The following is an 18,786-nucleotide window of genomic DNA, read 5'->3' as shown; positions in this document are numbered from 1 at the left end:
CCCTGCTCAACCGGGCGCCTCCCCGATGGGTCCCTCACCACATGAAGATTTCCTTCCTCCTCCACAACGGCTACGGGATCGGGGGGACGATCAGGACGACGTTCAACCTCGCGCAGGCCCTGGCCGAGCGGCACGACGTCGAGATCGTCTCCGTCTTCCGGCACCGCGCGGACCCCGTCTTCACCCTGGGCGAGCGGGTGCGGATGCGCGGACTCGTCGATCTCCGCGAGGAGAAGGACCACCCGCTCCACCGCGAGCCGGCCCGTGTCTTCCCCGCCTCCGAGTACCGCTACGGCCAGTACAGCCGCCTGACGGACCAGCGCATCGCCGACTGCCTGCGCGGCCTGGAGGCGGACGTCGTCATCGGCACCCGCCCCGGGCTCAACGTCCACCTCGCCCTGGAGGGGCCGCAGGACGCGGTCCGCGTCGGCCAGGAGCACCTGACACTCCTCAACCACCCCCCCGCCCTGCGCGGTGAGCTGCGGCGCGCCTACCAGCGCCTCGACGCCATCACCACCGTCACGCACGCCGACGCCGAGGAGTACCGGCGCCGCATGCGCCTGCCCGGCGTCCGGCTCGCGGCCCTGCCCAACAGCGTGCCGAGGCCCGGCCTGCCCCCGGCGGACGGCGGCGGCCGGATCGTCGTGGCCGCCGGCCGCCTGGTGCGGGTCAAGCGCTACGACCTGCTGATCCGCGCGTTCGCCAAGGTCGTGGCGGAGCGCCCGGACTGGCGGCTCCGCATCTACGGCAAGGGCGAGGAGCAGGACCGGCTGCGCCGCCTGATCGACGAGCTGGGCCTGTACAACAACGTCTTCCTCATGGGCGCCGCGGGCACCATGGAGTCCGAGTGGGTGAAGGGCTCGATCGCCGCCGTCACCTCGAACTTCGAGCCGTTCGGCATGACGATCGTGGAGGCCATGCGCTGCGGCCTGCCGGTCGTCTCCACCGACTGCGACTACGGCCCCGGCGAGATCATCAAGGACGGCGAGGACGGCAGGCTCGTCCCCGTCGGGGACGCCGACGCCTTCGGTGACGCGCTGCTGTCCCTCGTGAGGGACGACGAGCGGCGCCGCAGGATGAGCGCCGCCGCGCTCGCCAACTCCGAGCGCTACGACCCGGTGCCGATCCTCGCCGAGGCGGAGCGCATGTTCGAGTCGCTGCTGGCCGAGAAGCGCGCGGGCGGTGCCCGCAGGCCGCTGGGCGCCCGGCTGGCCGCGGCGCTGCGCAGCGCGCCGTACACCGTGCGGGACGCGGCGGTCGGGGCCGCGGCGTCCACGCTCCGCTCCGTCCGGAAGGCCCGCCGATGAGCGCCCCCACCACGCCCGCAGCCGACCCGTCCGTCCCGAAGGAACGGCTGCCGCGCGCCGGCTGCGTCCTCGCGCCGGACGGGCGGCTCGGCCTGGACGTCACGCGGATCCCCGAGGACGCGGTGGACCCCGTCCTGCTGTTCGTGCTGCGGCCGAAGAAGGGCAGGCCGGAGACGGAGACACGCACCGTCCCCCTGACGCGGGACGACGACGGCGCCGGCTGGCACGGTGAGCTGCCGGCCGGGCCGCCGCTGACCGAGGGGCGGTGGGACGTCTTCGTGGTGCCGGCGCCGGGGCGGGCGCGGCTGCGGGTCCTGCCGGGGCTGCGGGAGCTGCGGCACCTCGCGGAGGGCGGCCCCGTGCCCGACGGGTCCCCGCTCGCCGTGCGCCTGCCGTACGCGACGAAGGACGCGTACTTCGCGGTGCGGGCGTGGGTGCGCCCCGGGCACGCCGAGGCGGGCGACATCCTCGTGGACGGTGACGGCATGACGGCCGCCGTGCGGCTCGTGGGCGTCGAGGCCGGCGCGGGCGCGGCGGCGCTGCTGCGGCTGCGCGGCAGCGGCAGCGGCAGCGGCAGCGGCAGCGGCAAGGACGTCCCGGCGATCGAGGCGGAGCTGCGGGACGCGGGCGACGGCACGTTCACCTTCACCGCGCCGTACGACCGGATCCCCCCGGCGGCGGACGGCGAGGACGAGGCGTACTGGGATGTGTTCGTCCGGCCGGCGCGGAAGGCCGGACGGGTGAGGGTCGGGCGGCTGCTGGACGACGTGGCGGACAAGAAGCCGGTGTTCGTCTATCCGCCCGCGATCCTGGGGGGCATGACCGTCCAGCCGTACTACACGGTGGACAACGACCTGGCCCTGCGGGTGAGCCGGTGAGCTGAGGAGGCCCGATGTACGCCGACCGTACCGACGCGGGGCGGGCGCTGGCCCGCGAGCTGGCGGACTTCCGCGAGCGCGACGTGGTGGTCTGGGGCCTGCCGCGCGGGGGCGTACCGGTGGCCGCCGAGGTGGCCAGGGCGCTGGGCGCGCCGCTGGACGTGGGGGTCGTGCGGAAGCTGGGGGTGCCCCGGCAGCCCGAGGTCGCGATGGGCGCGATCGGCGAGGACGGCGCGCGCGTCCTGAACGAGGACGTGCTGCGCGCCGCGGCCGTGCGGGACGCCGAGCTGGCGGACGTGGAGGCGGCGGAGCGGGCTGAGCTGGCGCGGCGTTCGCGGGAGTACCGGGGCGACCGGCCCCCGGTGTCGGTGGCGGGCCGTACGGTGATCGTGGTGGACGACGGGATCGCCACGGGGGCCACGGCGCGGGCGGCGTGCCGGGCCGCCAGGTCGCGGGGCGCGGCGGAGGTGGTGCTCGCGGTGCCGGTCGCGCCGCGCGACTGGGCGGAGCGGATCGGCGGGGAGGCGGACGTGTTCCGCTGCCCCTCGCTGCCGGCGGGGTTCGCGGCCGTGGGCCAGTTCTACCGCGATTTCGCGCAGACGACGGACGCCGAGGTCGTGGCGGCGCTGGAGCGGGGCGAGCGGCGCGAGGTGACGGTGGCCTCGGCGGACGGCGTACGGCTGCGCGGGGAGCTGGCGCGGCCCGGGGGTGCGCGGGGTCTTGTGGTGTTCGCCCACGGGACGGGCAGCGGGCGGCTCAGTCCGCGCAACCGGTTCGTCGCCCGGGCGCTGAACGAGGCTGGTCTCGCGACGCTGCTGGTCGACCTGCTGACGGACGAGGAGGATCTCGACCGCTCGCGCGTGTTCGACGCCGGGCTGCTGGCCCGCCGGCTGGGCGGGGCCGTGGCGTGGGCACAGGGCGCGGTGGCGCGAACCGGCGGGCGGCTGCCGCTCGGTCTGTTCGGCGCGAGCACGGGGGCGGCGGGCGCGCTGCGGCTGGCGGCCGAGCCGGACGCGCGGGTGGCCGCCGTGGTGTCCCGTGGCGGCCGGCCCGATCTCGCGGGGGATGTCCTCGGGGCCGTCCGCGCGCCCGTGCTGCTGCTGGTGGGCGGCGAGGACCACGAGGTGCTCGCGGCGAACCGGGACGCGCTCGGCCGGCTGCCGGACTCGGCCCGGCTGTCCGTCGTGCCGGGGGCGACCCATCTCTTCGAGGAGCCGGGGGCGCTGTCCATGGTCGCCGAACGCGCCCGGGACTGGTTCACCGCGCGGCTGTGATCGCCCCGGTATGTACGCACGGTGACGCTCCCCGTGGGCGATGGCCTAGGGTGAACCGCATGTGTGCAGCGAATCTCGCGCCGCCAGTCGTCTGAGCGGGCGCCGCCGACAGGGACGCGCAGGCCACGGGCCGTGACGCGCCGACCGGTCGTGCCCGCTTGCGGGAGACCACGACCGTCTGCTCCGTACGGAGATCCTTTCCATGTCGAGAACTGCTGTTGCCGTCACCCCTGCCCGGGGGGCGGCGTCACGATCGGCGCGCCGCGGCCTTGCCTGCCTGGCGTTCGCCGGCCTCACCTGGGGCACTACCGGGGCCGCCGTGGACATCGTCTACCGGTCCAGCGACTTCGGACCCATGGCCGTTTCGTTCTGGCGCTTTCTCGCCGGCATGGTGCTGCTGCTCGCGGTCCGTGTCCTCCGCCCCGCCCGCGGCACGACCGCCGCGCCACGACCGACGAGAGGGCGTGTGCTGCTGTTCACGGGTACCGGCGTCGGCCTGGCGATCTTCCAGAGCGCCTACTTCGCCGCCGTGCGGGACACGGGTCTGGCGGTGGGCACCATCGTCACGCTGGGGGCCGCTCCGGTGTTCACGGCTGCCGGCGGGCGCCTGTTCCTGGGCGAGCGCACGGGACGCGGCGGGCTCCTGGCGGTCGGCGGCGCGCTGGCCGGGCTCACGATCCTGGTGCTTGACGGCCAGGAGGGCGTCGTCCATTCCCGGGGGGTGGTGATGGCGCTGCTGTCCGCCGCCGGATACGCCGTCTCGAACGTGCTGGGGCGGTGGACCGGACGACACGGCGCCGGTGAGTCCCCCCGCACGCTCACGGTGTGGTCGTTCGCCGTCGGCGCGGCCGTCATGCTGCCGTTCGCCTGGGGCGAGGGCCTGGTGCCGCACACCGCGCACCCCGGCCGGGTGGTCCTGCTGCTGTTCTACCTCGCCACCGTCACGACGGCGCTCGCGTACCCGCTGTACTTCGCCGGGGCGGCGGTGGTCCGGGCGGCCACGGCGTCGGTGGTGATGCTCATCGAGCCGGTCGGCGCGGCGGTGCTCGCGGTGCTGTTCCTCGGCGAGCGGCTCACCACGGGCACGGTCACCGGCACACTGCTGATGCTCGCCGCCATCGCCGGGCTCGCGGTCGCCGAGTCGCGCCCGGCCGCATCCCCCGCGCCAGGCGTGGGTACCCGCCCCGCGCCGAACTCGCCGGGACGAAGGAGGTGAGCGCGGGATGCGGCCGGACTTCCCGCTGGGCCGGATCGCCGGGGTCAGGACCGGGGTGCACTGGAGTGTCGTCCTGGTCTTCGGCCTGATCGCCTACGGGCTGGCGGCGCAGCGGCTCCCGACGGCCCATCCCGGGCGGTCGTGGACCCTGTACACGGCGCTCGGGCTCGCCGCGGCGCTGCTGTTCCTGCTCTCGCTGCTCGCGCACGAACTCGCCCACGCCGTGGTGGCGCGGCGGCACGGCATCCCCGTCGAGGACATCACGCTGTGGCTGCTCGGCGGGGCGACGCGGCTGCGGGACGAGGCGCCGGGCCCGGCGGCCGAGGCGCGCGTCGCGGGCGCCGGGCCGCTGGTGAGCGTCGTCCTCGGCCTCCTGTGCGCGGGCTGCGCGTGGGCGGCGGGCGCCGGCGGTCCTGTGGCCGAGGCGGTGGCCTGGCTGGCGGCGGTCAACCTGCTGCTCGGCGTCTTCAACGCCCTGCCCGCCGCGCCACTGGACGGCGGGCGGCTGCTGCGGGCGTTCCTGTGGTGGCGGACCGGCGACCGGCTGCGCGCGGCGGTGGGCGCGGCGACGGCCGGGCGGGTCCTCGGCTGGGCGCTGGTGGTCCTCGGCGTGTGGGGGTTCGTGTCGGCCGGGGTGGCGGCGCCGCTGTGGGTGGCGCTGGTCGGCTGGTTCATCGTGGTCGCCGCCACGGCTGAGGGCCGCCAGGCGCGGATGCGGGAGGCGGTGGCCGGCGTGCCGGTGCGCGCGTCGATGACGGCCGACCCGGTGACCGTCCCTTCCGGCCTCCCGGCGGAACGGCTGCGCGGCGGCCCGGCCCACGGGCGCGCGCACCGCGCGTACCCCGTCACGGACAAGGGGGGCCGGGCGGTGGGCCTGGTCACGCCGGAGCGGGCCGCGCGCGCGGACGGCGCGACGGTCGGGGAGGTCATGCGGCCGCTGGCGCAGACGCGTACCGCCCGCCCCGACGAGCCGCTGTCCGACCTGCTCCCCCGTCTCGACCCCGGCCCGGAGGACCGGGTGCTGGTGCTCGCCGACGGCCGTCCCGTCGGCGTCGTGACACCGGCGGACGTGGACCGTACGGTGCGCCGGCTCGCGCACAGGGGGACGTGACGCCCCCGTCAGCCGGCGGTGGCGCGGGCGCGCTGGACGGCGCCCGTGTCCATGTAGTCGCGCACGTGCGTGAGCAGGCCGTCGTCCCCGACCCGCAGCACGAGGAGGCCGGGGACGTGCCGCTCGGAGCCGTCGGCCCCTGCGGTGACGGCCGTCTGCTCGGCCACGATCACCGCGGGGTCGCCGGTGGTGTGCACGGCGACCTCGTGGACGGCGCGGACGGTGACGGGGGTGGCCCCCCACAGCGCCCGGTAGGTCTCGCGCACGGCCTCGCGGCCGGCGAGACGGCCGGGCACCCCGGGGAAGGCGAACGGGAACTCGTGCACGCCGTCGGGCGCGTACAGGTCGGCGAGGTCGTCGGCGGACTTGGTCAGCATGGCCCGGCGGTAGCGGGCGAGGACGGACAGCGGGTCGCGCTCGGTGCTGGGCATGACGGAGGAACCCCTCTCGACTCGACACTCGTTGAGTGACTGGCTCAACGAGTGTAGAGCAGAAACCGGCCCCTGTAGGGTCCGGGCTCATGAACGAGCCCGCCCGCAGCACGTCCCGCGCCGAACGCCGCCGCGGCACCGAGGAACGCATCCTCGGCGCGGCCCGCGACCTCTTCGCCCGCCACGGGTACGAGCGCGCCACCATCAGGGCGGTCGCCGCCGCGGCGGGCGTCGACCCGGCGCTGGTCATGCAGTACTTCGGCTCGAAGGCCGCCCTCTTCGCGCGGGCCGCCGAGGTCCGCGTGCCCGAGGGCGGCGCGGGCCTCGGCGAGGGCCCCGACGGCGCGGTCACCGCGCTGCTCGCGTCCCTCGGCGTCAAGCTCGACGGCCTGCCCGCCACGTCGCTCGCCACGCTGCGCTCGATGCTGACCCACCCCGACGCCGCCGAGCACGCCCGCACGACGCTCGGCCGCCAGATCGACGAGATCGCCGCCGGCCTCCCCGCCACCCCGGACGCGCGCGCACGCGCCGCGCTCGCCGTCACCACCGTCGTCGGGGCGACCATCGGCCACCAGCTCCTCGGCCTCCCCGACCTGCGCGACACCGCCGTCGAACACCTCACCGACCTGCTGCGCCCCGCGCTGCACGCCCTGCTGGAACCCGCCGAGCCGCCAAAGGGCGAGGACCTTTCCTAGCGCAGCCCGTGCCGGTCCAGCCAGTAGGTTCCCGTCGAGGATCATGGCCTCGCCCACCCCGCCGGCCTCGACGGCGGGCGGCCGAGCAATCAGGCGACCGTGAACTCCGCATCACCGAAATCCGCGACCACGCGCAACCGTCCGCCGAGGGCTTCCACGTAGGACCGAAGCGTCGCCAGCTCGGCGCGGTCGATGTCGCCGTGTTCGATCGCCGACACGCGCGGAGCGGAGACCCCCATGGCCGCGGCGACAGCACGCTGGGTCAGTGCCTGCTCCTGACGGATCTCCGCAAGGCGGTGGGCGCGCACCTCGGCGACAAGCCGGTCCATCGCCTCCCGCTTCTCCGCCGACGACCGCACGGGCAGCCCCGCGGCTTCGCGGCGCTCACGCACCCTGCGCCTCGTCTCCTCCCAGCTGACCGCACTCATTGGTACTCCCTGCCCTCGGAATCGGCTATGTGTTCCCGATAACGCGCATCGGCGACGGGGATATTGGCCTCGTACCAGCCCCGCCAGTTGCCGGCCTTGTCGCCCGCCACCAGAAGCACCGCCCGGCGTACGGGGTCGAAGGCGAAAAGAATGCGGATCTCACTGCTACCCGACGGCCCTGGTCTCAGTTCCTTCAGGTGATGGTTCTCGGCGCCCTTGACCCGGTCCACCAACGGCCGACCCAGCGTAGGTCCCGTCTCGGCCAACAGATCAATGGCGTCCTCCACCTGCTCGGCGCTCTCCCAGTCAGCCTCGGCCACGGCCCTGATGTCAACGCAAGTGTTAAGTCCGATCCGATCGATGTCGTCGCCCGGGGTGCCGGGCGGCGAAGTCGAACGCGAGCGCGCCGCCCCAGTCGTGCCCGACCAGGACGACGCCGTCCAGGCCGAGTGCGTCGAACCAGGCGTCCAGGTGTCGGGCGTGGTCGTCGAAGGTGTAGGGAATCTCCCGGTCGTGTCAGCGGAAGGCCGCGGCGTTGCGGGCGGCCCAGTCGGCGAAGGTGCGCGGCGCGCGGCCCAGGACCCGTTCGATGTCCGGGCTCACCCGGCGTTCCGCGGGCAGCGGCTCGCCGAGGATCGCGAGGGTGCCCTCCACGACCGGTTCGGGCATGAAGGCGAGCATCTGCTGCCGCGCCTCCTCCCGGGTCTGCTCGACGAAGCGGACCGGCGTGCCGAGCGCGGCGCCGATGGCCGCCGCCCGATCGCGCGGGGTGGTCGGCGCGGGGCCGGTCAGCTCGTACACGGCGCCCGCGTGCCCTGGCCGCAGCAGCGCGGCGGCGGCGACCTCGGCGACGTCCGCCGGATCGACCATCGGCAGGCCCGTGTCGCCGAACGGGGCCGCGGCCACCCGGTCGGCGCGGATGGACGCGGCCCAGGCGAAGGCGTTCGAGTCGAGACCGCCGCAGCGCAGGACCGTCCACGCGAGGCCGGAGTCGCGCAGCGCCGCCTCGAAGGCGGCGGGGTGGCCGTAGGCGTCCGGGCGGGTGCCGACGCCGATCGAGGAGACGAGGACCACCCGGCGGACACCGCCCGCCCTCGCGGCGTCGAGGACGCCCCGCGGGTCGTCGCCCGCCACCAGCAGGAACAGCGCGTCCGCTCCGTCGAGCGCGGGGCGCAGCGTGTCGGCGTCGGCGAGGTCGGCCCGTACGTGGCGGACGCCCACGGGCAGGTCGCGCGCCTCGCCGCGCGAGACCGCGGTCACCTCCTCGCCCGCGTCGGTGAGGAGGCGGACGAGCGCGCCGCCGACGTTCCCGGTGGCTCCGGTCACGGTGATCATGGGGACTCCCGAGTTAGTTAGTTGACTGACTCACTTCTGGGACAGTAGCACGCCACGCGGCGGCGCCTATAGTCGGTCAGGTGACTGACTCACCGAAGGGAAGGGCGCGGTCCGCCGACAAGCGCCGGCGGCTCACCACCGCGGCGGCCCGCGTCCTGCACGAACAGGGCGTCGAACGGACCACCCTCGCCGACATCGCGAACGCGGCCGGGGTCCCCGTCGGAAACGTCTACTACTACTTCAGGACGAAGGACGACCTGGTCCTGGCTGCCCTCGCGGAGCACAGCGCCCACCTCGGCGACCTCACGGACGCGCTCGACCGCCTGCCCGATCCCCGTGACCGCCTCAAGGGCCTGGTCGAGGGCTGGATCGAGCAGCGCGAGACGGCCGCGCGCCACGGCTGCCCCACCGGCACCCTGGCCGTCGAACTCGACAAGCGCGCCGACGGCGTCCTGGACGCGCAGGCCGGCGCGGTCGTCCGGCGGCTGCTCGACTGGGCGGCACAGCAGTTCCGCGCCCTCGGCCTGGCCGACGCTGACGACCTCGCCGTCACCCTCGTCTCGTCCTACCAGGGCATGTCGGTCCTGACCAACGCGCTGCGCGACCCCGGCATCATGGCCCGCGAGGGCGCCCGCCTCCTCCGCTGGCTCGACTCCCTCCCGGCACCCGGGCGGGCCGGCTGACGGACGCGCGCGCAGCCCGCACGCGTTGCACCCCCATTCGGGCGCATCTAGCCTGGAATCGGTGACCGAGCGCGAGGAGGTGCGCGATGTCCCGACTCCCCCTTCGAGCCCGCGTGGGCCTGCTGCCGCTCTACGTCGCGGCGGGCGCGCTGGCGATGTCGGCGACCGCCGCGTCCCCGGACGCCGGTGCCGGGGTCCCCGCGCGGGTGACGGCCGACGGCGGCGCGGGGCTGCGGGAGGCACCGGCGAGCGGCGCCGACGTGGTGGACGACGCCCCCGGCGGCAGCGGTGTCGGCGTCCTGTGCGAGGCGCGGACCGCGCACGGCACCCGCTGGTACCTCGTGCGCGGCGACACCTACGGCTGGGCGCGGACCCGGGATGTCGCGCCGACGACGGCCGAGCACCCGCCGCGCTGCTGACCGGCCGGACGGACCCCGGCGCCCCTGGTGCGGCCAACTCCCCGGGAGGCAGTACCGTTCACCCGTGGACCTGGGAACAGTCGCCATCACGGGCGCGGCGGGCACCATCGGCTCGGTCATGCGGCGCGCCCTGCGCGCGGACGCCGACCGCATCGTCGTCCTCGACCGCGTCCCGCTGAGCGCGGAGGCGGCCACCGAGACGGTGCGGGAGATGGAGCTGCGCGATCCGGCGGCGGTCGTGACGGCGCTCGCCGGCACCGGCGCGGACGCCGTGCTGCACCTGGGCGGCCTGGCCGACGAGGCGCCGCTGCCCGACCTGCTCGCCGCCAATGTGCTGGGGACCCACCACGTACTGGAGGCGGCGCGGCGCCTCGGCATCCCCCGGGTGGTGCTCGCGAGCACGAACCGCGTCACGGGGTTCCACCCCGCAGCGCACCTGACCGGCCCCGACGACCCGGCCCGCCCCGACGGGCTGTACGCGGTGAGCAAGGTGGCCGTGGAGGCGCTGGGGCGGATGTACGCGGAGAAGTTCGGGCTCTCGGTGGTCTGCCTGCGCATCGGGAGTTTCGAGGAGTGCCCGAGCGAACCCCGGCATCTGGCGACGTGGCTGAGCCCGCGCGACGCGGTCGGCTTCGTCCGCGCCGCGCTGACCGCCCCGCCGTCGGTCCGTTTCACCACCGCGTACGCGGTCTCGGCGAACACCCGCCGCTTCTGGGAGCTGCCCGCCCATACGACGCTGGCCTACACGCCGCGGGACAACGCCGAGACGTACGCGTCGCGGGTGCCGGGCGCCGGCCTGCCCGTCCCGCCGGCCTCGCCGCAGTCCGGCGCGTACGCGCAGCCGGCGGCCACCCTGCCGCACGTCCACCCCTGACGGCCGATCAGCCCCGTTGTCAGTGGCGCCCCGTAGGCTTCCGAGCATGTCCGAGGCACCTGAGACGACCGCTCCGTCCCGCTCCGCCGCCGCCCTCAACGAGCGGATACGCGCGCTGTGGCCGCGTGCCGCCGACCGCCCGGCGGACGAGCACCGCAGGGAGTACGAGCGTCTGCTCGCGGAGTGGGTCACCGCCGCCCGCCGGGGGCCGGCCGTCCGCTCCTCGCACGGCGACTGACCGCCCCGCCGGCCGGTCCCCGCGCCCGGTACCACGGCCGGCGGGTGCCCCCGGGAATTCTCCGTCACCTTCGCAGGTCCCCCGCCCGGTGCGGCGCAGAGGTGCGCGGCGGCCCACCGGCTTCACAGAAGGGAACGGCCCGCCGCCGCGTCCCCCCGGGCTTCTGGCCTGATCACGCGCCTGCCGGGGCGCCCGGCCCGTGCGGGCGCCCCGCGCCGCGGCACGTCCGGATACGCTTCCGGCCATGGACAGCCGCCCCGCCTCCCCCGGCCCTGCCTACCGCAGACTCAGCGTGGAGGAGCGCCGCGAGCAGCTCATCGAGACCGCGCACCGGCTCTTCGCCTCCCGCCCGCCCGAGGAGGTGTCGCTGGACGACGTGGCCCGCGCCACGGGCGTCTCCCGGCCCCTGGTCTACCGCTACTTCCCCGGCGGCAAGCAGCAGTTGTACGAGGCCGCGCTCGGCAGCTCGGCCCGGGACCTGGAGGCGTGCTTCGAGGTCCCGGCGCACGGGCCGCTCACCGACCGGCTGGCCGCCGTGCTGGACCGCTACCTGGCGTTCGTCGACTCGCACGCCGAGGGTTTCACCGCGCTGCTGAAGGGCGGCAACGTCGTCCAGACGGCCCGCACCACGGCGATCGTGGACGGCGTGCGGCGGGCCGCCGCGCGGCAGGTCCTGCTGCACCTGCGGGTCTCCGCGCCGGGGCCGCTCCTGCACATGACCGTCCGGACGTGGATATCGACGGTGGAGGCCGCGTCCCTGATCTGGCTGGACGAGCAGCGCCCGCACACGGCGGCCGAGCTGCGGGACTGGCTGGTGGACCACTTCGTCGCCCTCCTCGCGGTGACGGCGGGCAAGGACCCCCGCACCGCCGAGGCGCTGCGCGCCGCCGCGGATCTCGAACACACCGGCGGCCGGGTGGACCGGCTCATGGCGAGCGTCCTGTCCGTGGTGTCCCCGGCGGTGGCCGACTGATGCGCAGCGAGACGATGCCGTTCTCCGGCGGCCCGCTGGACGGCCGGGAACTGCCGGTCCTGGTCGGCGCGACGGGCAGGCCGCCCAAGACGTACGAGATCCCCGTCCCGAACGCCCCGGGCGAGCCGCCCACCGTGCACGTCTACCGCCTTGAGGCGACGGCACACACACGCCGCCTGCGCCTGCCACGCGGCTGGACCTACATCTACGACGGCACGACCGCATCCCCGGCGCACTGACGCATCACGCCGGGCGGCGCTGCCCCGCGTATCGCACCATCCGCACCACCTCCACGGCGCTCGCGCCACCGAGGACCCTGCGGCGCCCGTCCGCCAGGAAGAGGACCTTCCTGTCCGTAAGGCACTGAACGAGATGGTGAAAAGTGAAGACCAAGGCCGTTGCCGTCCGGAAGAGGTCCAGCTACTCGGGGAACAACGGAAACTGCGTCGAGATCGCGGATGACGCGGACGCGCTCCTTGTCCGCGATTCCAGTGACGCGCACCTCTTGGGCCGCCTTCGCGGCGGCTGCGCGGGACGGCCCGATCGGCCAGTGACTCCCGGACGGCCCCCACCGTCGCGTCGTAATCCGTCCGGGTGACAGGACGGGGCGCCCGCGAGCCAGGAGTCCGGGCGCCGTTCGGGCGGGGTGGGGGTGGGGGCGGCGCGTCCGGCGGCTGTCGGTGAGACAAACCGGCAGTGTGCTGGTATGACCACACCGCGTCGGTGGCTCGCCCTCATCGGGGGCGTCCTCGTCCTCACCGCACTGCCCGCACGCCCCGCCGCCGCCGAGCCCGGCGACACCGTCTCCGCCCTCGTCGCCGAACTCGGCACCCTCTACCGGGAGTCCGACCGCGCCGCCCGGAGCTACGAGGAGACCGCCCGGCGCCTGCGCGACCGGCGGGCCGAGGTACGCCGGCTGGACGAACGGCTCGCCACCGCCCGCACCGACCTCGCCGCCGCGCGCCGCACCGCCGGGGAGATCGCCCGCGCCCAGTACCGGCACGGCGGCGACCCCCTGCCCGCGACCCTCCGCATGCTCCTCGGCGAGGACCCGCGCCACGACCTCCACGCCGAGGCCGTCGCGCGCCGCGTCGCCGCCCACCAGGCCGCCGAGATCGCCCGCCTCACCGAGGGCGAACGCCGCGCCGACGCGCTCGCCACCGAGGCCCGCGCCGCCCTCGACGCCGAACGGACCCGCGCCGAGGAGGAACGCCGCGCCCGCGAGGTGGCCGACGACCGCCTCGCCGAGGTCACCCGCCTCCTCGCCGACGCCGCCCCCACCACACCGCTCGCGGCGACCGGCACCGACGGCACCAACGACGACAACGACACCACCGCGGGCGACCGCGCCCTCGCCGCGGCGCTCGACCGGGTCGGCCAGGCGTACGACGACCCCGCCGCCCTCGCCGCCGACGCGTGGGCGGACACCGGACGCACCCTCCCGGCCACTCCGGCGCGCATGTGGGCGGACCTGCCCCACGCGTCCCTCGGCGACCTGCGCCCCGGCGACCTCGTCGTCTACCACACGGACGCGTCACACGTCGGCGTCTACGCGGGCGAAGGCCAGGTCGTCCACGCGCCCGCGCCCGGCGAACCCGTCGCCGTGGCGCCGGTCGCCGTACGCCCCGTCCTGGGAGCGGTCCGCCCCGGCTGAGCCCGGCGGACCGCCCGCCTCACTGCGGCCGGGGCGTCGCCTGCCGCAGCTCCGCGCGCAGTTCGGGCGTCAGGAGGTGCCCGGCCCGCCCCACGAACAGCGCCATGTGGTACGTCACCGTGCTCATGTCGGCGTCCGGTTCGGTCCAGGCGCCGAGCAGCGAACCGTCGCTGATGGCCATGACCAGCAGGTTCCCCGTCTCCATGGCGACGAGCGTCTGCCGGACCGCGCCGCCCTCCATGAGCTGCGCCGCACCGTGCGTGAGGCTGCCGAGCCCCGACACAATCGTCGCCAGGTCGGCGGTCGCGCCCTGCGGGCCGCCGGACATGGCGCCCGCGGGCAGCGCCGCCTCCTCGTCCCTGGAGGACAGGAGCGGCAGGCCGTCCGCCGAGACGACGGCCACCGAGAGCACACGGGGCACCTCGGCCACCAGACGCGTCAGCATCCAGCGCAGGTCCTGCCCGTCGCTGCCTCCCGGCGCGTGGGGCGGCACGCGGGTCTGCGACTGCGAGGTCATGACGGCATCTCCTCTCCGGACTGCCCCGGGCGGGGCTCCACGGTCCTGGCGGCGTCGCGGTGCCCGTCGCGGGCGCCGCGCTGGAACCCGCCGAGCCTGCGGCGCAGTTCCTCGGCGTCGACGGCGCGGGCGCGGCCCGCCGCGGTCGGCTCGGACACGGTGGGCGTCGCACCCGGGGTGCGCTTCGGCAGACCGCTGGTCGTGACGCCGTGCGGGCGCGGCGCGGTGTCGTCCGCCCGCCCGTGCTCGACGCCCGGCGCCGGGGCGGCGGCGTGCGCGGCCCCGTCCGGCTCGGCGGCCCTGGCGTGCGGCACGAGGGGTACGCCGGCCGCGGGCGTCGCGGGCCCGGCGGCGCCCGGCGGGGTGATCAGCCCGGCGGTGGGCACCCCGGCGGCCGGGGTGATGGGACCCGTGCCGGTCTCGGCGTAGACCTCGCCGGGCCGCTCCTCGACCAGCGTCGCCGGCACCGCGACCTCGGCGATCGTGCCGCCGCCCGGGCGCTGCCGCAGCCAGCACCGCAGCCCGTGCCGGGCCGCCAGCCGGGCCACGGTGTACAGGCCCATGCCGATGCCCGTGCCGTGGCCGCTGCCGTCGGCGCCCGGCGGGGGCGTCACGGAGTCGGCGAGGCGGACGTTCAGTTCGGCGAGCCGTGCCTGGGACAGCCCGACGCCCTCGTCCTCGACCGACAGCAGCAGCTCGCCCGTGGTCCACCGCCCCGTCAGCCGCACCCGGGCGCCGGCCGGCGAGAACGCCGTCGCGTTGTCCAGGAGTTCGGCGAGGAGGTGGCTCAGGTCGCGGGCCGCGTATCCGGTGACGCGGACGGCGGGCGGCGGCGGTGCCGTCTCGACGACCTCGTAACGCTCTATTTCGCTGACGGCCGCGCGCGCCACGTCGATCAGCGGCACCGGCTCCGTGAGCTGCTGCGTCGGCTCGGCGCCGGCGAGCAGCAGCAGGTTCTCGCCGTGCCGGCGCATCCGGGCGGCGAGGTGGTCGAGCGAGAAGAGGACGGCGAGCTGGTCCGGGTCGGCCTCGTGCTCCTCCAGGCCCTCGATGACGGCGAGCTGCTCGCCGACGAGGACGAGCAGGCGCTGCGCGTGGTGCGCGAACATGCCGTGCACGGCGCCGTGCAGGGCGGCGAGACGGCCGTGCAGCGCGCTCTGCTCGGCCAGCAGCCGGTCCCGCTCCGCGCGCAGGCCGCCGCCCTCCTCGGCGGCGGCCGCCGCGTCCCTGGCGGCCTCGGCGGCACGCCGGTGCAGGGTGACGGCGCGGGAGTGCAGCGCGTTGACGGCGGACACGACCTCGGCGAACTCGTCGTTGCGCCCGGTGTACTTGACGGGCTCCTGGCCGGTCGGGTCGGCGGCGACGCGGCGGCTGCCGAGCCGTACGGCGGCCAGCGGACGGGTCAGGGAGCGCGCGGTGTGCACGTTGACGGTGAGCGCGAGCGCGAGCGCCACGACGACGATGCACACGGTGACCTGGAGGTCGGTGAGGTCGTCGCCGCGCAGGGACTCCAGATCGGCGACGCGCTCCTCGGTGAGCGAGCCGAGCAGCCCACGCAGCGCGCCGGTGCGGGCCAGCAGCGCGGTCTGCGCCCCGTCCGGGTCGAGCCCGGCCTCGTCCGCGTCGATGGGCGTGCCCTCGGTGAGCCGGCCGAGGTAGGTGTCGGCGTCGGCCGCGTCACCGGTGAGGGCGGCGTCGAGGGCGGCGCGGGTGGCGTCGTCCACGGCGGCGGCGAAGTCGTCGAGAGCCGCCTCCTCCCGTACGGCCTCGCGGCGGGCCAGCGCGGTGAGGCCGGTCGTGTCGCCCTCGCCGGTGAGGCCGGCCAGCAGCAGCCCGCGGGTGGCGGACGACGCGTGGACGGCGCGCGCGAGGTCGGGGAGGGCGTCGGCCGTCGGATCGGCGGCGCGCTCGGGCCTGGCACGGCTCACGGTGCGGAACAGCCCGTCGAGGCCGTCGATGATGTCGGTGTACGCGGTGTACGTCTCGGCGGGCGTGGCCTCGCCGTCGAGGGCGCGCTGCCGCGTGTCGGGCAGCGCGTCGAGGCGCTCACGCAGGACGCCCTCGGTGTCGGGCGCGACCTGGCCGACGGTCCGGTCGGCGCGCTCGCGCGCGTCCTCCGGCAGGGCGTCGGCGAGGACGCCGGGGTCACGGGTGGCGCCGGCGACGACGAGGGCGTCGCGCTCGTCGGCGAGGACGTGGGAGAGGGACAGGGCACGCCCGGCGAGGCGCGCGTCGTCCACGAGTCGCCCGGCGGTGGACCAGTCCTGCCAGGCGCCGTGCAGGGCGGGGGCGCCCGCGGCGGTGAGGGCGAAGCCGGTCAGCAGGACGCCGGCCAGCAGGCGGCTGCGGACCCTGACCCGGCGCCGGCGGGACGCGGCGTGCGCCCTCGCGCCCTGCGGAGCGGGATGACCTGACGAGCCGGCCGTGCCCGATGGGACGTCCGGGGACGGGCCGGCGGGGTCGTGCAGTGTCGTCTTCCGCACCTGCGCTCGCATTCTCGTCACTTGGGCACCGAACCATGCCAGCGCCGGCGGGACCGGGGGACGATCTCGCCCGCCTCGCCACCCGAAGGAGTGAACAGCACCCGAAGACGGCGGACAAGCCGGGTCCGTCGCGGCGCGCCCGGAGCCCGGGAGGCCATTTGGAATTCCCGTACGGCACCTGGCAGTATCCGCATCCGGTTCGCCCGGAGGCCCGCCCGCTCCGCGGCACCGCCCCGGTGATGCGCCGCAGTACGGTTCGCAACACCGCAGTTCATATCACCGCATTCCCCGCATTCACTGACAAATGCCAGCCTACGGCAGACTCGTGTCCATGCGCATCCAGACTGCGACGGACCCCGGGTCGCCGGGCCACCCGAACGAGGACTGGGCGGCGGCCGTCGCCCCCGCCGGCGGAACGGGCGGCGCCCTGGTGCTCCTTGACGGTGTGACGGGTCCGCCGGGACCGTACGGCTGCGCGCACCCGGTCGCGTGGTTCGCCGCCCGGCTCGGCGGCGCGCTGCTGGAGGCGGTGGGATCGCGCCGCGATCTGGCGCTCGCCGACTGCCTCGCCGGCGCCATCGGGCGGACCGCGGAGGGGCACCGGGCCACGTGTGACCTTTCTCACCCGCGAACGCCGCAGGCCACGGTCGTCGCGGCACGCTGGGACGAACACCGCCTGGAATTCCTGGTGCTGAGCGATTCGGTGCTGCTGGTGGAGGCGCCCGACGGCACGGTCAGGCCGGTCCTGGACACCCGGCTCGACGATCTGCGGCCCGCGGCGCGGCGGCTGCCGCCCGGGGAGCGCGCGGCGTTCGTCGAGGGGCTGCGGAACGCCGAGGGCGGATTCTTCACGGCGGCCGCCGATCCGTCGGTGGCGCGGCGCGCGGTCACGGGCACGGTGGACCGCGGGGGCGTGCGGAGGATCGTCGCGCTCAGCGACGGGCTCGGGCGCTGGAAGGAAACCTTCGGGTTCGGTGACTGGTCGGACCTCTTCCGCGCGGTGACGGACGAGGGGCCGGCCGCCGTGATCGCGCGCGTGCGCGGGGCCGAGGCGGCGGATCCCCGAGGTCAGCGGTTTCCCCGGGGGAAGACACACGACGACGCGTCGGTGGTCGTGGCGGAATTGTGAATCCGGCGCCATGATTTCCGCGCATCGCTCCGGATCTCCTTTTCCCACCCCGAGCGCCTGAAAGTTGTCACAGTCGCGCCTGAAACTTGTCACAGCCGCACGCGGACACGCATAACCGATCGCTCTTGCCACCGGTGTGGACCAACGACGCGTCCGGAACCCCCTTCCGTCCCCGCGACCGCGGCCCGTACGTTCCTCTTGGCATGGTCACACCATCGACCGTGCCGACGAGCCGGGTCTCGTCCCCCCACGCCCAGGTATCCGAAAGGCAGTCACATGCCCCTGCACGGAACCGGAAGGACCTCGCCGCGCGGCCGAGCACCGCGGCGCCTCCTCGCCCTCGTCCTCGCCACGGTCAGCACCGTCCTCGCGCTCCTCCTCGGCGCCCCCGGCACCGCGGCGGCGGCCGACGACGACCACCCGGAGATCGGCTCCGCCTACATGGGCTCCACCGTCCTCGAACACGAGGGCGGCAGCCGCGTGTACAGCGAGCCGGACGTCTCCCCGCTCGCCACCGTCGAGGGCGTCGACGTCTCCAGCCACCAGGGCAACGTCGCCTGGTCCACCCTCTACAACGCCGGCAACCGCTTCGCCTATGTCAAGGCGACCGAGGGCACGACGTACGAGAACCCGTACTTCGCCCAGCAGTACAACGGCTCCTACAACATCGGCATGATCCGCGGCGCCTACCACTTCGCCCTGCCCAACTCCTCCAGCGGCGCCGCCCAGGCGAACTTCTTCGCCAGCAACGGCGGCGGCTGGTCGGCCGACGGCAAGACGCTCCCCGGCGTCCTGGACATCGAGTACAACCCCTACGGCGCCACCTGCTACGGCCTGAGCCAGGCCGCCATGGTCAACTGGATCAGGGACTTCCTCAACACCTACTACTCCCGTACCGGCCGCTACGCGGTGATCTACACGACCACCAACTGGTGGACCACCTGCACCGGCAACTACAGCGGCTTCGCCAACAACCACCCCCTCTGGATCGCCCGCTACGCGTCCAGCGCGGGCACGCTCCCGGCCGGCTGGAGCTTCTACACCTTCTGGCAGTACACCTCGTCCGGTCCGACCGTCGGCGACCACAACGTCTTCAACGGTGCCATCGACCGCCTGCGCGTCCTGGCCAACAACGGCTGAC

22 protein-coding genes and 1 pseudogene are annotated in these 18,786 nt (G+C 75.4%); 16 read left to right on the top strand and 7 right to left on the bottom strand.

Going from position 1 to position 18,786, the window contains the following annotated elements; translation table 11 throughout:
* The first annotated feature begins 41 nt into the window (after window positions 1-41).
* The 5 genes from EMA09_RS20520 (at window position 42) to EMA09_RS29310 (ending at window position 5,786) form a co-directional block, all read left to right on the top strand.
* Window positions 42-1,307, top strand: coding sequence for a glycosyltransferase family 4 protein (locus EMA09_RS20520; RefSeq protein ID WP_129842457.1), 1,266 nt, complete (start codon window positions 42-44; stop codon window positions 1,305-1,307).
* Window positions 1,304-2,185 (top strand): hypothetical protein, encoded by an 882-nt coding sequence (locus EMA09_RS20515; RefSeq protein ID WP_129842456.1) that lies wholly within the window; start codon window positions 1,304-1,306, stop codon window positions 2,183-2,185. The genes EMA09_RS20520 and EMA09_RS20515 overlap by 4 nt, the downstream gene beginning before the upstream one ends.
* Window positions 2,186-2,199: 14 nt before the next feature.
* Entirely contained in the window at window positions 2,200-3,459 is a 1,260-nt protein-coding gene (locus EMA09_RS20510; RefSeq protein ID WP_129842455.1) for a phosphoribosyltransferase family protein, read from the top strand.
* A 202-nt stretch (window positions 3,460-3,661) separates the two neighbouring features.
* Complete coding sequence (locus EMA09_RS20505) at window positions 3,662-4,675, top strand: EamA family transporter (RefSeq protein ID WP_129842454.1); 1,014 nt, start codon at window positions 3,662-3,664, stop codon at window positions 4,673-4,675.
* A gap of 7 nt (window positions 4,676-4,682) precedes the next feature.
* Entirely contained in the window at window positions 4,683-5,786 is a 1,104-nt protein-coding gene (locus tag EMA09_RS29310; RefSeq protein ID WP_129842453.1) for a site-2 protease family protein, read from the top strand.
* A gap of 8 nt (window positions 5,787-5,794) precedes the next feature.
* Here EMA09_RS29310 and EMA09_RS20495 read toward each other — a convergent pair whose 3' ends face one another.
* A complete protein-coding gene (locus tag EMA09_RS20495; protein ID WP_129842452.1) occupies window positions 5,795-6,217 on the bottom strand; it encodes a nuclear transport factor 2 family protein in 423 nt (140 codons plus the stop codon).
* A gap of 89 nt (window positions 6,218-6,306) precedes the next feature.
* Between EMA09_RS20495 and EMA09_RS20490 the strand changes: the two genes are divergently transcribed.
* A complete protein-coding gene (locus EMA09_RS20490) occupies window positions 6,307-6,912 on the top strand; it encodes a TetR/AcrR family transcriptional regulator (protein ID WP_129842451.1) in 606 nt (201 codons plus the stop codon).
* 89 nt (window positions 6,913-7,001) lie between these two features.
* Here the strand turns inward: EMA09_RS20490 and EMA09_RS20485 are convergent, their stop codons facing one another.
* The 4 genes and pseudogenes from EMA09_RS20485 to EMA09_RS20470 all read right to left on the bottom strand — a co-directional run bounded on the left by EMA09_RS20485 (window position 7,002) and on the right by EMA09_RS20470 (window position 8,675).
* A complete protein-coding gene (locus tag EMA09_RS20485; protein WP_129842450.1) occupies window positions 7,002-7,340 on the bottom strand; it encodes an XRE family transcriptional regulator in 339 nt (112 codons plus the stop codon).
* Window positions 7,337-7,660 carry a type II toxin-antitoxin system RelE/ParE family toxin gene (locus tag EMA09_RS20480; RefSeq protein WP_240796485.1) on the bottom strand — a complete coding sequence of 108 codons (324 nt, stop codon included), beginning with the start codon at window positions 7,658-7,660 and terminating at the stop codon, window positions 7,337-7,339. Before EMA09_RS20480 ends, EMA09_RS20485 begins: the two co-directional genes overlap by 4 nt.
* A 49-nt stretch (window positions 7,661-7,709) precedes the next feature.
* Window positions 7,710-7,838: pseudogene (locus tag EMA09_RS20475) on the bottom strand (alpha/beta fold hydrolase); the annotation flags it as partial.
* Between the two features lie 18 nt (window positions 7,839-7,856).
* Window positions 7,857-8,675, bottom strand: coding sequence for an NAD(P)H-binding protein (locus EMA09_RS20470; RefSeq protein ID WP_129842448.1), 819 nt, complete (start codon window positions 8,673-8,675; stop codon window positions 7,857-7,859).
* A gap of 80 nt (window positions 8,676-8,755) precedes the next feature.
* Between EMA09_RS20470 and EMA09_RS20465 the strand changes: the two genes are divergently transcribed.
* The 8 genes from EMA09_RS20465 to EMA09_RS20430 all read left to right on the top strand — a co-directional run bounded on the left by EMA09_RS20465 (window position 8,756) and on the right by EMA09_RS20430 (window position 13,516).
* Window positions 8,756-9,358, top strand: coding sequence for a TetR/AcrR family transcriptional regulator (locus EMA09_RS20465; protein WP_129842447.1), 603 nt, complete (start codon window positions 8,756-8,758; stop codon window positions 9,356-9,358).
* Between the two features lie 86 nt (window positions 9,359-9,444).
* Window positions 9,445-9,777 (top strand): hypothetical protein, encoded by a 333-nt coding sequence (locus EMA09_RS20460; RefSeq protein WP_129842446.1) that lies wholly within the window; start codon window positions 9,445-9,447, stop codon window positions 9,775-9,777.
* 64 nt (window positions 9,778-9,841) lie between these two features.
* Window positions 9,842-10,651, top strand: a complete 810-nt coding sequence (locus EMA09_RS20455) for an NAD(P)-dependent oxidoreductase (protein WP_240796484.1) — start codon at window positions 9,842-9,844, stop codon at window positions 10,649-10,651.
* Between the two features lie 46 nt (window positions 10,652-10,697).
* On the top strand, window positions 10,698-10,889 hold the full coding sequence (locus tag EMA09_RS20450; protein WP_129842444.1) for a hypothetical protein: 192 nt from the start codon (window positions 10,698-10,700) through the stop codon (window positions 10,887-10,889).
* Between the two features lie 244 nt (window positions 10,890-11,133).
* A complete protein-coding gene (locus tag EMA09_RS20445) occupies window positions 11,134-11,862 on the top strand; it encodes a TetR/AcrR family transcriptional regulator (protein ID WP_129842443.1) in 729 nt (242 codons plus the stop codon).
* On the top strand, window positions 11,862-12,101 hold the full coding sequence (locus tag EMA09_RS20440) for a hypothetical protein (RefSeq protein ID WP_129842442.1): 240 nt from the start codon (window positions 11,862-11,864) through the stop codon (window positions 12,099-12,101). Before EMA09_RS20445 ends, EMA09_RS20440 begins: the two co-directional genes overlap by 1 nt.
* A gap of 143 nt (window positions 12,102-12,244) precedes the next feature.
* A complete protein-coding gene (locus EMA09_RS20435; protein WP_129842441.1) occupies window positions 12,245-12,460 on the top strand; it encodes a DUF397 domain-containing protein in 216 nt (71 codons plus the stop codon).
* Between the two features lie 108 nt (window positions 12,461-12,568).
* Window positions 12,569-13,516 (top strand): NlpC/P60 family protein, encoded by a 948-nt coding sequence (locus tag EMA09_RS20430; RefSeq protein ID WP_129842440.1) that lies wholly within the window; start codon window positions 12,569-12,571, stop codon window positions 13,514-13,516.
* Between the two features lie 19 nt (window positions 13,517-13,535).
* Here EMA09_RS20430 and EMA09_RS20425 read toward each other — a convergent pair whose 3' ends face one another.
* Window positions 13,536-14,033, bottom strand: a complete 498-nt coding sequence (locus EMA09_RS20425) for a roadblock/LC7 domain-containing protein (RefSeq protein WP_129842439.1) — start codon at window positions 14,031-14,033, stop codon at window positions 13,536-13,538.
* Window positions 14,030-16,528, bottom strand: a complete 2,499-nt coding sequence (locus tag EMA09_RS20420; RefSeq protein ID WP_240796701.1) for a nitrate- and nitrite sensing domain-containing protein — start codon at window positions 16,526-16,528, stop codon at window positions 14,030-14,032. Before EMA09_RS20420 ends, EMA09_RS20425 begins: the two co-directional genes overlap by 4 nt.
* Before the next feature lie 319 nt (window positions 16,529-16,847).
* On the opposite strand from EMA09_RS20420, the gene EMA09_RS20415 reads away from it, so the two are divergent.
* Window positions 16,848-17,645: a protein phosphatase 2C domain-containing protein gene (locus EMA09_RS20415; protein ID WP_129842437.1), complete on the top strand. Its 798-nt coding sequence runs from the start codon at window positions 16,848-16,850 to the stop codon at window positions 17,643-17,645.
* Window positions 17,646-17,921: 276 nt separating this feature from the next.
* A complete protein-coding gene (locus EMA09_RS20410) occupies window positions 17,922-18,785 on the top strand; it encodes a lysozyme (RefSeq protein WP_129842436.1) in 864 nt (287 codons plus the stop codon).
* The last annotated feature ends 1 nt before the right edge of the window (window position 18,786 follow it).

This window comes from Streptomyces sp. RFCAC02 (assembly GCF_004193175.1).
GTDB lineage: Bacteria > Actinomycetota > Actinomycetes > Streptomycetales > Streptomycetaceae > Streptomyces.
The sequence above is the reverse complement of the archived record's forward strand: the minus strand, read 5'-3'. Positions and strand labels throughout refer to the sequence as shown.